This is a genomic window from Micromonospora aridisoli (assembly GCF_056150025.1).
The window spans coordinates 335,636-348,336 of record NZ_JAXCFK010000002.1 but is presented as its reverse complement, the minus strand read 5'-3'; the positions used below and the strand labels follow the sequence as shown (position 1 = coordinate 348,336).

10 protein-coding genes are annotated in these 12,701 nt (G+C 71.4%); 3 read left to right on the top strand and 7 right to left on the bottom strand.

The features are described 5' to 3' along the window. The first annotated feature begins 142 nt into the window (after positions 1–142). Positions 143–1,225: a Glu/Leu/Phe/Val family dehydrogenase gene (locus tag SM447_RS05040; protein ID WP_474571534.1), complete on the top strand. Its 1,083-nt coding sequence runs from the start codon at positions 143–145 to the stop codon at positions 1,223–1,225. 289 nt (positions 1,226–1,514) lie between these two features. After that, positions 1,515–1,727 (top strand): DUF3073 domain-containing protein, encoded by a 213-nt coding sequence (locus tag SM447_RS05035; RefSeq protein WP_474571533.1) that lies wholly within the window; start codon positions 1,515–1,517, stop codon positions 1,725–1,727. A 146-nt stretch (positions 1,728–1,873) separates the two neighbouring features. On the opposite strand, the gene amcA is transcribed toward SM447_RS05035, so the two are convergent. The 5 genes from amcA to SM447_RS05010 all read right to left on the bottom strand — a co-directional run bounded on the left by amcA (position 1,874) and on the right by SM447_RS05010 (position 6,685). Then, entirely contained in the window at positions 1,874–2,110 is a 237-nt protein-coding gene (amcA, locus tag SM447_RS05030) for a multiple cyclophane-containing RiPP AmcA (RefSeq protein ID WP_474571532.1), read from the bottom strand. After that, the gene (amcB, locus tag SM447_RS05025) at positions 2,079–3,182 is read right to left on the bottom strand and encodes a cyclophane-forming radical SAM peptide maturase AmcB (protein ID WP_474571891.1); all 1,104 of its coding nucleotides are present in this window, start codon (positions 3,180–3,182) and stop codon (positions 2,079–2,081) included. The genes amcA and amcB overlap by 32 nt, the downstream gene beginning before the upstream one ends. A 176-nt stretch (positions 3,183–3,358) precedes the next feature. After that, the gene (gene purM / locus SM447_RS05020) at positions 3,359–4,513 is read right to left on the bottom strand and encodes a phosphoribosylformylglycinamidine cyclo-ligase (protein ID WP_474571531.1); all 1,155 of its coding nucleotides are present in this window, start codon (positions 4,511–4,513) and stop codon (positions 3,359–3,361) included. Positions 4,514–4,578: 65 nt separating this feature from the next. Beyond that, on the bottom strand, positions 4,579–6,159 hold the full coding sequence (gene purF, locus SM447_RS05015) for an amidophosphoribosyltransferase (protein WP_474571530.1): 1,581 nt from the start codon (positions 6,157–6,159) through the stop codon (positions 4,579–4,581). A 163-nt stretch (positions 6,160–6,322) separates the two neighbouring features. Continuing rightward, positions 6,323–6,685, bottom strand: a complete 363-nt coding sequence (locus SM447_RS05010) for a sterol carrier family protein (RefSeq protein ID WP_474571529.1) — start codon at positions 6,683–6,685, stop codon at positions 6,323–6,325. A gap of 159 nt (positions 6,686–6,844) precedes the next feature. Between SM447_RS05010 and SM447_RS05005 the strand changes: the two genes are divergently transcribed. After that, positions 6,845–9,049, top strand: coding sequence for a carboxypeptidase regulatory-like domain-containing protein (locus SM447_RS05005; protein WP_474571528.1), 2,205 nt, complete (start codon positions 6,845–6,847; stop codon positions 9,047–9,049). Positions 9,050–9,109: 60 nt separating this feature from the next. On the opposite strand, the gene SM447_RS05000 is transcribed toward SM447_RS05005, so the two are convergent. Together SM447_RS05000 and purL are read right to left on the bottom strand one after the other, a co-directional pair. Next, positions 9,110–9,868 carry a 2-phosphosulfolactate phosphatase gene (locus SM447_RS05000; protein ID WP_474571527.1) on the bottom strand — a complete coding sequence of 253 codons (759 nt, stop codon included), beginning with the start codon at positions 9,866–9,868 and terminating at the stop codon, positions 9,110–9,112. A 4-nt stretch (positions 9,869–9,872) separates the two neighbouring features. Beyond that, positions 9,873–12,671, bottom strand: coding sequence for a phosphoribosylformylglycinamidine synthase subunit PurL (purL, locus tag SM447_RS04995; protein ID WP_474571526.1), 2,799 nt, complete (start codon positions 12,669–12,671; stop codon positions 9,873–9,875). Between the last annotated feature and the right edge of the window lie 30 nt (positions 12,672–12,701).

Genomic DNA, 12,701 nt, shown 5'->3' with positions numbered 1-12,701 from the left:
ACCGCCCGCAGGACGGGACGGCCGCTACTGGGGAGAGCGGCGCGGCGCGTGCCGATACTAGGCTCGCAGCACCGGCAGCATCCCCGCCGGCGTTGACCAGGTCCGCGCCTCACAAGGGCGCCCGCCGACACAGGAGCCAGTCATGGGCGTATTCGCCACCACGGACGACCCGGGGTCCACGGGTCACGAGCAGGTCGTGTTCTGCCAGGACAAGCAGACCGGCCTGAAGGCGATCATCGGCATCTACTCCACCGCGCTGGGTCCCGCTCTCGGCGGCACCCGGTTCTATCCGTACGACAGCGAAGAGGCCGCGCTCGCCGACGTGCTCGACCTCTCCCGCGGCATGGCGTACAAGAACGCCCTCGCCGGCCTGGACCTGGGCGGTGGCAAGGCGGTCATCTGGGGCGACCCCGAGCAGATCAAGAGTGAGGCGCTGCTGCGTGCCTACGGCCGCTTCGTGGAGTCGTTGGGTGGCCGGTACTACACCGCCTGCGACGTCGGCACCTACGTGCCGGACATGGACGTGATCGCCCGCGAGACCCGGTACGTCACCGGCCGCAGCGTCGAGCACGGCGGGGCGGGCGACTCCTCGATCCTCACCGCGTGGGGCGTGTTCCAGGGCATGCGGGCGGCTGCCGAGCACGTCTGGGGCGTGCCGACGCTGCACGGCCGGCGGGTCGGCGTCGCCGGGCTGGGCAAGGTCGGCAAGTACCTCGTCGGTCACCTGCTGGAGGACGGGGCCGAGGTGGTCGCCACCGACGTCAACCCGCGGGCGCTGGACTGGGCGCGCACCACCCACCCCCAGGTCTCCCTGGTCGACGACGTCTCCGCACTGGTCGCCGCCGACATCGACGTGTACGCCCCGTGCGCCCTCGGTGGCGCGTTGGACGACGACACCGTGGCGACACTGCGGGCCAAGGTGGTCGCGGGAGCGGCCAACAACCAACTCGCCCACTCCGGCGTGGAGAAGCTGCTCGCCGAGCGGGGCATCCTCTACGCGCCCGACTACGTGGTGAACGCCGGCGGTGTGATCCAGGTCGCGGACGAGATCGAGGGCTTCGACTTCGAGCGGGCCAAGCTGCGCGCCACCCGGATCTACGACACCACGCGGGAGATCCTCCGCCTCGCCGACACCGACGGCGTTCCGCCGGCCGTCGCGGCGGACCGGCTGGCCGAGCGCCGGATGGCCGAGATCGGTCGGCTGCGCGCGATTCACCTGCGCTGACGACGCGCCGAGGGCGGGCCGGTGGTCCGCCCTCGGCCGGCGGGCCCGGCTAAGCTGAAGATACGACGCGTTCGTGGAGATTTGCCCTATGTCACGACCGTTCCCGGCATCGCTCCTTACCGGGTAGGATGGGTGCCGACCACACGGCCGCAACGCGCGGTCGCGGTCAGCGGTAACCCGAGGTGCCGAACGGTGGCATCCCCATGTACCGTAAGAGCCACGAGAGATGCCTGACGTCATCGGGGCCCGCCTTCGGGCTGCCCCGCATTCTGTGCGAGGGGGTCGAGCCATGGGGCGCGGCCGTGCTAAGGCCAAGCAGACAAAGGTGGCCCGGGAGCTGAAGTACCACTCCCCGAACACCGACCTCGCCGCCTTGCAGCGAGAACTCGGCGGCAGCGGCAAGTCGGACCGCAACTTCGACGACGACTACAAAGAGTACGTCGACGATGACGAGGACCATGCCGACGACGACCCGGACACCTGGGTTCGTCCGACCCGCTGACCCCCGGTCACATCTGAGCACGCGGTAACTCCCCGCGTGCTCACGTATGTGCCCGCTACGCGGCGGTGTGCAGCACCGACGAGTCGAGGGCCCACCACGGGCGGACGATGCTCCAGTGACGTGGCGGGCCCTCCACTCCGATCGGCTCAGCGGGGGCGGTTGTTCCAGTTGTAGAACGTCGGGATGTTCTCGAAGTGGTTCCAGGCGCAGACCGCGCTGGCCCCGTCGCCACCCGCCACCTCCGCCCGTAGCTGGCGCGCGATCTCGGCCTCGTGGAGCAGGGCGTTGAGCCCGTTAGCGGCCTCCCGCACCCGGTCGGCGACCCGGTCGGGGCCGTCTTCCGTCACGGTCTCAGGCTCCCGGTGACTGGTGGTCTCGGGCATGCTCCAACACTCCCTCCAGTAGGCGGATCTTGCTGTTGCGGCAGTGCTCGGTCTCCGTAACGTCAAAACGGCCCAGCTCGAAGTAGCGGTTGGCCGCGTGGCCTCCGCCACAGAAGCCGAAGTACGGACAGGAGGAGCGACACGCCTCCACCCCATCGACGAACTCGCCGACCCAGGGCGTGCGCTCCGCGTCGGCCAGGATGGTGTGCAACGCGGTGGTGAGCACGTTTCCGCTGGAGAAATCGCCGTAACGAGGGTCGGTGAAGCCGGCCAGTTCCGGCGAGAGCACCACGACCGAGCCGTCGTACGCCACGGTCGGTATCGGGTCGAGCCGGCTGGGCAGCAGGTCGTCAGCCGTGCCGTCCAGCACCGCTGCGGCGTACCGCAACGACCACTCCACCTCCCGCAGGTGGATCCGTGGGTCGCGTCGCCAGGCCGAGACCAGCTCGGCCCAGAACCCGGTCACGGCGGGAGCCTCGTGGGCGTTGTTCCGGGTGTTGACTCCCTCGGTCTCCTCGATGTTCACGCCGAGCACCTCGCAACCGAGGTCGAGGAAGAAGTCGTACAGCTCGGTGGCCCGGCCGGGAGACGGGTCGTTGACCACCGCGAGCGCCGAGAACGGCACCCCGTGCCGGCGCAACGTGGCCACCCCGCCGACTATCCGGTCGTACGCCGGCCGGCCCGCCCGGGTCACCCGCTCGCCGTTGCGTTCCCGGGGCCCGTCCACGCTCACACTGACCCGCATCCGGTGGGTGGCGAAGAACTCGCACCAGGCGTCATCGATCAGGGTGGCGTTGGTCTGGACATGGTGCTCCACCTCGGGCCCGAAGGGCGCCATCAGCGCGGCCAGCCGCTCCCGGCCGGCGGCCAGCGGCTCGCCACCGTGCCAGACGACCGAGAACCGGTCGACGGACGCCCACCGGTTCACCGAGGCGGCCACCGCCTCGGCCACCGCGACCGGCATCCGCCGGTCCGCCGCCCGGAACGGCAGATAGCAGTAGGCGCAGTCCAGGTTGCAGAGCGTGGTGGGCTGCATGACGACGTACGACGGGACGGTGGCCAGGCCCCGCATCCCACCCAATGACCGTCCCCGCGCAGCCATCGCCCTCCTCCGTAACGGTCTTGGGCTGCCGGGCGCGACCCGGCACGGGCGCGCCCCACAGCTTTCGAGGGTGCCCTTCAGGCTAGGCCGCGACGGCCACTCGGGTGAAGCCCTGATCAGGTGGTCGGACGATCAGCGCAGGGTGATCATCCTCGGGTGTGCTGACCGACCATCTGCACCGTGCCGGTGCCCTCGATGATCTCGCCGACCTGCCACGCGTCGACGCCACGTCCGGTCAGCGTGGCCAGCGCGCGGTCCGCGTCCTCCGCCGACACGATCGCGAACATGCCGACGCCCATGTTGAAGGTCGCCTCCATCTCCGGGTCCTCGATCCGGCCCTTGGACTGGATCAGGTCGAAGACCGGCTGCGGCTTCCACGTCGACCGGTTGACCACGGCGTCCACGTGCTCCGGCAGAATCCGCACCAGGTTGCCGGGGATGCCACCGCCGGTGACGTGGGCCAGGGCCCGCACGTCCGCCTCCGCGATCAGCTTGAGGCAGTCCTGCGCGTAGATCTTGGTGGGGGTGAGCAGTTCCTCGCCGAGGGTGCGCTGGCGACCGAAGTCGTCGATCACCACGTCCAGCCGCATCCGGCCGGCACCGAGCAGCACGTGCCGGACCAGCGAGTACCCGTTCGAGTGCAGACCCGACGAGCGCATGGCGATCACCACGTCGCCCACCTCGACCCGCTCGGAGCTGAGGATCTCGCTCTCCTCCACCACACCGACACCGGTGGCGGAGATGTCGTACTCGTCGGGGCGCAGCACACCCGGGTGCTCGGCGGTCTCCCCGCCCAACAACGCGCAGCCCGCGTACCGGCAGCCGTCGGCGATGCCGGCGCCGATCTCGGCGACCTTGTCCGGCACGACCTCGCCGGTGGCGATGTAGTCCAGCAGGAACAGCGGCTCCGCCCCGCACGCGACCAAATCGTCGACGACCATCGCGACCAGGTCGATGCCGACGGTGTCGTGGATGTCCATCTGCTGCGCGATCACCAGCTTGGTGCCGACGCCGTCGGTGGAGGAGGCCAGGATCGGGTGTTTGTACTTCGTGGTGTCCAGCCGGAACAGGCCGGCGAAGCCACCGAGGTCGCCCATCACCTCCGGCCGACGGGTCTGCTTCACCTTGGACTTGAGCAGCTCCACGGCACGATCACCCGCCTCGATGGACACGCCGGCGTCCGCGTACGAGACCGCGCGTTTGCGCGCCGGGCGGCCGGAACCGGCCGTCCAGGGCTGACGGTCCCCGCCAGCGCCGCTCGGGCTGCTTCCTGCGCCGCTGCGCTCGGACACGTGCGTCACGGTTCTCCCCTTTGTGGTTCTCGGCTGTGGCGTTCGACGGTGACCGACGCCGCGGCCGGGTGGTGCTACGGGCGGTGTGTGGTCGCCGACGGTTTCAGGTCGCCGAAACTGCCGTCGCCGCCCGGAGTGGCGACGAGTGGCGGAACGAGCTGCTCGGTGGGCTCGACGTCGTCGGTCGCTGTGTTGGCGACCCGACGGCCGATCCCTTCGAGCACGTGCTTGCCGATCATGTTGCCGACGGGCAGCTCGATCGGGTACTCCCCGTCGAAGCAGGCCCGACACAGCCGGGTCTTCGGCTGCTCGGTCGCGGCGATCAGGCCCGGCAGCGAGACGTACCCCAGCGTGTCCGCACCGATGGAGCGCCGGATGTCGTCATTGTCGAGACCGTTGGCGAGCAGCTCCGCCCGGGTGGGAAAGTCGATGCCGTAGAAGCACGGCCAGGCGACCGGCGGTGCCGAGATGCGTACGTGCACCTCCACCGCACCAGCCTCGCGCAGCATGCGTACGATCGCCCGCTGGGTGTTGCCCCGGACGATGGTGTCGTCGACCACGACCAGGCGCTTGCCCCGCACGTTCTCCCGCAGCGGGTTGAGCTTGAGCCGGACGCCGAGCTGACGCAGCGTCTGCGACGGCTGGATGAAGGTGCGCCCGACGTACGGGTTCTTCATCAGGCCGGCACCGTAGGTGATGCCCGACTCCTCGGCGTAACCGATCGCGGCCGGGATGCCCGACTCGGGCACCCCGATGACCAGATCGGCCTCGACCGGATGCTCCTTGGCCAGCTGGCGACCGATCTGCATCCGGGCGGCGTGCACGTTGCGCCCGGCGATGGTGGCGTCCGGACGGGCGATGTACACGTACTCGAAGAGGCAGCCCTTGGGCTCGGGTGCGGCGAACCGGGTGGAGCGCAGCCCATCGGCGTCGATCGCGAGCAGCTCACCGGGCTCGACCTCGCGGACCACGCTGGCACCGACGATGTCCAGCGCGGCCGTCTCGCTGGCCACCACCCAGCCGCGCTCCAGTCGGCCGAGCACCAGCGGGCGCACCCCGTGCGGGTCGCGGGCGGCGTAGAGAGTGGACTCGTCCATGAAGACGAAGCTGAATGCGCCGCGCAGGCGCGGCAGGACCTCCAGCGCGGCGGCCTCCACGGAGAGATCCGGTCGGCTGGCCAGCAACATGGTGACCAGCGAGGTGTCGTTGGTCGAACCGTCCGCGCTCTGCCCCTGCTCGACCGCTTCCCGTTGAAGCTCGGCGGTGTTGACCAGGTTGCCGTTGTGTGCCAGCGCGATGGTGGTGCCAGCGCTGGTGGCCCGGATGGTCGGCTGAGCGTTCTCCCAGGTCGAACCACCCGTCGTCGAATACCGGGTGTGCCCGATCGCGAGGTGTCCGCGCAGGCTGGCCAGGGTCGGCTCGTCGAAGACCTGGGCCACCAGGCCGAGATCCTTGTAGACCACCACGCCGGAGCCGTCGCTGACCGCTATTCCGGCCGCCTCCTGACCCCGGTGCTGCAACGCGTACAGCCCGAAGTAGGTCAGGTTGGCGATCTCCTCCCCGGGGGCCCAGACACCGAAGACACCACATGCGTCCTGGGGGCCGGGTCGCTGGGGATCAAGGTCGTGGCTCAGCCGGCCGTCGCCTCGGGGCACCTGCCGCTCCCTCTTGCTGGTCTGGACTGGCCTGACGGAACCACGGGGGGCTGTTCCGCACTCCTCGGCCGGGACCACACTGTCGTCGCCTGACAGTGTACGCGAATCCATGTCGCCACATACAGTCACAGTGGTACCGCTTTGTGTCATCCAGCCTCACCTGTCACCCCAGTTCGAGCGGCAGATACGGAGAGAGGTCAGCGCGAGCCCCACTCGCCTTTACACGACCCTCAGTGACCGCCCGTGTCCAGTCGAGTCGCCCCGTGGCCAACCTGAGCCAGGTTTCCGAATCCATCTCCACCGTGTTGGGCGGAGTACCGCGGGTGTGTCGTGGCCCGGGAACACACTGAACTGCACCGTAAGGTGGGACACGCACCTCCACCGATCGGCCGGGGGCGCGGTCCGCGAGGAGGGTCAACAAGGCCCTGACCGCCTCGCGGAGCACCGACCGTTCGGGCGCGTGCCCCTCATCGAGCGCCGACAGCGCCGCCGCTACCGGGGCGGACTTAATGTACGGAGAGGACACGACGGGACGATACGGCGTGACGGCGCCGAGCGTCACGCTGGCCCTGGGTCGCGCCGATCCGCCCCGACAAGGCATAGTTGCCGACGGCGTATTCGTACCGTGATGTTCCCCCGCCCGGCACCCGCCGGTCAGGGGAGGTCAGTCCGGAAGGCGGTGGACGTGTCAACACACCGACGAGCCTGGCACAAACGGGCCGGTGTGGTCGTGGCGCTGATGATCGGCGCCCTGCTCGCCGTCCCAGCCACACCCGCCTTGGCCGCCAACCCGGACGTGCAGATCACGAACCTGCCCAATGGTTCCCTCCAGACCGGGCAGCAAACGTCGATGACGTTCACCGTCAAGAACAACAACGAGGCCCCCACCCCGTTCAGCATCTCCGTCGGCACCTTCAACGGTCTGAGCTGCCAGGGTGAGTGCAACATCCCGGCTCGGGTGATCGGAGCGGGGGAAGACGTCTCGATCACCGTCAACCTGGTCGCGGGTGACGTGCCGGCCGGACAGGAACGGTCCGGACGGGTGCGCGTGTCCGCCCGTGCTGGCGGCGACCAGGGCAGCGACGAGCGCGACATGACGGTGCGGGGCCCCAATGCGCCGCCGCCGACGACGCAGGCGCCGCAGACGGTGCGGTCGATCTCCGGCAAGGTCGTCAACCAGGGTGGCGAGGCGGTGTCGGGCGCGTTGGTCCTGCTCAAGGACAGCGCCGGCAAGCAGCGCGAGACCAACACCAACGGGGACGGCAACTTCCGGTTCACCGGCAGCACCGACAACCCGATCGCTCCCGGGCGGATCGACATCGGCGCGAGCGCCAACAACCAGAACGCCGTGACGAGCTTTACCGCCAACGCCGGGCAGAGCATCACCGGTCGCCGGATCACCCTGCCGATCGCGGCCTCGGCCAGCCCGAGCGCCACCCCCTCGGCCAGCGAATCGGCGTTGCCGACCGAGGACCCGTTCGAAGACGAACTCGGCGAGGAGGAGGAGACGCCCGGCGAAAGCGCCGCTGCCCAGGCCCCGGCCTCCAACGAGGACTCCGGTGGCTTCGGCAACTGGCTGCTGATCCTGCTGGGCGGCCTCTTCGTGGCCGTCGGTGTCGGCACGATCGTGTTGCTCTGGATGAAGCGCAAGGAGAACGAGGACGCCGAGCCCGAGGGCGACGCTCCTGCCGGTGCCCCGGCCGGTGCGGTCCCGGCGGCCCGTGGCTCGTTCGCCAGCGCCGACGACCAGACCCGGGTGGTGAACCGGGTCGGCGGCGCACCGGACCCGACCATGGTCGGCGGCCCCGGTCTGGCCAACGCGCCGACGATGATGCACCAGCCGGTCGTGGACGACGTCCCGCCGGACCCCTACGGCGCACCGCCGCAGCCGTACGGTGCGGCGAGCGGCCCGGGTGGCTGGTCCGGCGGCGGTTACGGCGACGAGCCGGGTGGTTACGGCACTCCCGGCTACGGCAACGCCCCCTCGTCCGGCGGCGGCTACGGCAACGCCCCGTCCTCTGGCGGCGGCTACGGCAACGCCCCGTCCTCTGGCGGCGGCTACGGCAACGCCCCGTCGTCCGGTGGTGGCTACGGCAGCCGCGGCTACGGCGAGCGGTACGACGAGCCGACCGGCCGCTACAACGGCGAGGAAACCACGTACCCGGCTCCCGCCGATCCGTACGCGACCGGGGTGTACCAGCCGGAGGCCGGACAGGGCTACGGCCAGTCCGAGCCCGGCGGTTACGGACGGGGTGGCGAGGCCGGGAGCGGTTACGGCCAGGGCGACTCGACGCGCGGCTACGGGCAGGGTGAGCCGGGCGGCGGATACGCGCAGGGCGACTCCACCCGCGGCTACGGTGCGGCACCCTCCGGCGGGTACGGCGCGGAACCCAACGGCGGCTACGACCAGTCGACCGGTGGCTACGGTCAGGAATCCGGGCACCAGCGCGGCGGCTACGACAACACCAGGTACGACGGCGGCTACGACCAGGGCGGTTACGGCGGCGGTCAGGCCAATGGCGGCTACGGCCAGGACTCACCGCCGAGCGGCGGCTACGGCCAGGGCGGCTACGGCGGCGGTCCGGACGGCGGTTACGGCGGTCAGGAACCTCCCCGCCAGAGCGGCGGCTACGACAACGCCTACGACCAGGGTGGCTACGGAGGCGGCCAGGCCGGCGGCTACGGAGGCGGCCAGGGCGGCAGCTACGGCGGCGGTCAAGCCGGCGGCTACGACGGTGGTCAGGGCGGCGGCTACGGCGGTGGTCAGGGCGGCGGCTACGGCGGTAGCCAGGGTGGCGGTCACGGCGACCCGGCGCAGGCCGGCCGCGGTCGCCCCGACGGCGCCCCGCAGGACCGCGGCGGCCGTCGCCTGGACTGGCTGGACGACTAGGGCGATCTCCACGGGTGTAGGGCGGCATCGGCCGTGCCATGGTCCGCCGACGAGCTGCGGTCAGGCTGCGGTGGAGAAGACGCCCTGGCGGAGCAGCGGGACTACGGTGGAGCTGGCGAGGCGTACGGCGATTTCGACGTCCTCGGCGAAGCCGCCCTCGGTCAGTTCACGACCGGAGACGCAGCCACGGACCGCCGCCGGCACGTCCGGAGTGCTGGCCAGCGCGGCCAGCGTCATGGCCGCCTCCACCGAGAGCCCGCCCGGTGCCCCGGAGAGCGCGTCGAGCACGCTCGCCGCACCGAGCTGATCCTCCACCGACGGACGCAGTGATCCGTCCGGCCACCGTTCGCCGGCGGCCACCACGCCGATCGGCGCGGCAGTCGAGCCGTACCCCTGGTTGGTCAGCCAACGCCCGACGGCGCGGGCGTTGCGCAGGTTGGCCGCGACCACCGGTAACCCGGTGGCGCTGGCGGCGGCGCTGATGGCCGACCCGTTCGGCGACGGCAGCACCAGGTCACGTACCACCGGGGCCCGGCTCAGCGCGGCCGGGGACAGCGACCACGGGTGTTCGTGGGTGACCTGCCTGCGGCCGGTCGCGGCGACCGCGCCGATCCGGCGCGCGTAGGCGGCGGCCTGCTCGCCCCAAGGAAACGGGTGCACCCGCATCCCGCGTCCCACCGCCACCTCGACGGTGGTGGTGAACGACAGCACGTCCACCACCACCAGGGCCGCGCAGACGCGACCGAGTTCGGCCGCGCCCGCCAGACCCCAGTCGAACCGGACCCCGGATCCGGGTTGGGCGTATACGGCCGCGGCCAACGCCTCAGCGCTCGTCAGGCGCAGAGCGCTGCTCGGCGGCACCGTGCTGCGGAGCGTCCGCCCCGGATTCCTCCTGGCTGGCGGCAGCCTCGGCCGTCGACGGAGTCGCCTCGACTCGATCGGTACGGACCGGCGGGGTGGCCCGCTCGGCCGGCCGTTCGGCCAGCCCGTCGGTCGGACCCCCCGCAGCGGCCTCGGGCGACGCCGGTGCGGCGTCGTCCGACGCCGACGGCTCCGGGTCGGTGGTCGTCGCGGCGGCCACGTCGGCGTGCGATGCGGCGTCGGCCTCGGAATCCGCGTCGACGTCGACGTCCCCGGCGGGGGATCCGTCGATGACGACCTCGACCTCGGCGGCGCCCGGGGCGGTCACCTCGAACGGCTGCACGCCACCGAAGAGGCCCGGCAGCGTGCCGGTGTGCGCCTCGCGCAACTCGTCCAGGCCGATCCGGAACTGGCCGTGCACCTCCAGCGCGCCGCCGGTGGGATCGGTGACGCCGATCAGCTCCCACGGCACGCCGTGCTCTCCGCAGAGCGCGGTGAACGCCTTCTCGTGGCCGCGCGGCACCGAGACGAGCACCCGGCCGGCGGACTCGCTGAACAGGAAGACGAACGGCATCGAGTTGCCCTCGAAGCGCTCCGGCACCGCGACCCGTGCCCCGACGCCGTGGCGCAGGCAGGACTCCACCAGGCTCTGCGCGAGGCCGCCGTCGGAGAGGTCGTGCGCGGAGCTGAGGTGGCCGACCCGGGCCGCGTCGGCCAGCAGGCCGGCGAGCTGCTTCTCGCGCGCCAGGTCGACGTGCGGGGGTACGCCACCGAGGTGCTCGTGGGTGACCCAGGCCCACTCCGAGCCGGAGAGTTCCACGTGCGTCTCGCCGAGCAGGAAGAGCTGGTCGTGGTCGCCGCCGGGGCGCGGAACGAAGCCGGACGCCACCCGGTCCGCCACGTTCTCCAGCACACCGAGCACGCCGACGACCGGCGTCGGGTGGATGGCTGCCGCACCGGTCTGGTTGTAGAAGCTGACGTTGCCGCCGGTCACCGGGATGCCCAGTTCGGCGCAGCCGTCGGCCAGGCCGCGTACGGCCTCGGCGAACTGCCACATCACGCCCGGATCCTCCGGCGAGCCGAAGTTCAGGCAGTTGGTGACGGCGATCGGCGACGCGCCGGTGACGGCCACGTTCCGGTACGCCTCAGCCAACGCGAGCTTGGCGCCCTGGTACGGGTCGAGACGGGCGTACCGGCCGTTGCCGTCCACCGACAGCGCCACGCCCAGGCCGGTCTGCTCGTCGATCCGGATCACGCCGGAGTCCTCCGGCTGGGCGAGCACCGTGTTGCCCAGCACGTAGCGGTCGTACTGCTCGGTCACCCAGGTCTTGTCGGCGAGGTTCGGCGAGGCGATCATGCGCAGCACGGTGTCGCGCAGCGTGTCCGGGTCGCTCGGTCGCGGCAGCGTCTCGGCCCGGTCGGCCTGGAGCAGGATGAGGTCCGCCGGTTCGCGCATCGGCCGGGCGTAGACCGGTCCGTCGTCCACCAGCGAGCCCGGCGGTACGTCGACCACCAGGTGATCCCGCCAGGTGATCAGCAGCCGGCCGGGCGAACCGTCGGACTCGGGCGCGGTGACCTCGCCGATGGCGGTGGCCAGCACGCCCCACTTCTCGCAGGTCTTGAGCACGGTGTCGAGCTTGGCGGGCTCGACGATCAGGAGCATCCGCTCCTGCGACTCGCTGGCCAGGATCTCGTGCGGCTCCATCGACGGCTCGCGCAGCGGCACCCGCTCCAGCCAGACCCGCATGCCGGTGCCGGCCGCCGCCGCGGTCTCGGTGAGCGCGCAGGTCAGCCCGGCGCCGCCGAGGTCCTGGATACCGGCGATCAGCTGGGCGTCGTACAGCTCCAGGCACGCCTCGATCAGGAGCTTCTCGATGAACGGGTCACCGACCTGCACCGACGGGCGGCGCTGCTCGCTGCCCTCGGTGAAGGTGGCGCTGGCCAGCACCGAGACGCCGCCGATGCCGTCCCGGCCGGTCTTGGCGCCCATCAGCACCACCACGTTGCCCGGACCGACGGCGGCCTTGTTCTGCAGCCGGCTCACCGGCAGTACGCCGAGGCAGAGCGCGTTGACCAGCGGGTTGCCCTGGTAGCAGGGGTCGAAGACCACCTCGCCACCGATGTTGGGCAGGCCGAGGCAGTTGCCGTACCCGCCGACGCCGGCGACCACGCCGGGCAGCACCCGGGCGGTGTCGGGGTGGTCGGCCGCACCGAAGCGCAGCGGGTCCATCACCGCGACCGGGCGGGCGCCCATGGCGAGGATGTCCCGCACGATGCCGCCGACACCGGTCGCCGCACCCTGGTAAGGCTCGACGAAGCTCGGGTGGTTGTGCGACTCGACCTTGAAGGTCACCGCCAGTTCGTCGGAGATCCGCACGACGCCGGCGTTCTCGCCGATGCCGGCGAGCAGCCGGTCACTCGCCGGGGCCTTCTCGGTGAACTGCCGCAGGTGCACCTTGCTGGACTTGTAGGAGCAGTGCTCGCTCCACATGATCGAGTACATCGCCAGCTCGGACTGGGTCGGCCGGCGGCCCAGGATGTGCCGGATGCGGTCGTACTCGTCGTCCCGGAGCCCCAGTTCCGCGTACGGCTGAAGCTCCTCCGGGGTGCCCGCGGCGCGCGGCACGGTGTCCATCCCGCCGGCCCACTCGGTGGCCTCCGGCGCGACGGCGTGCCGGGCCGGGGCGGCCGGCGGCGCGACGGCCGGCTGCGCCGGGACCGCCTCCGGGGTCTCCCGCACCGGGTCCGGATGCGTGGTCATGACGTCTCCTTGTTGCGCTCGCCGCCCGAC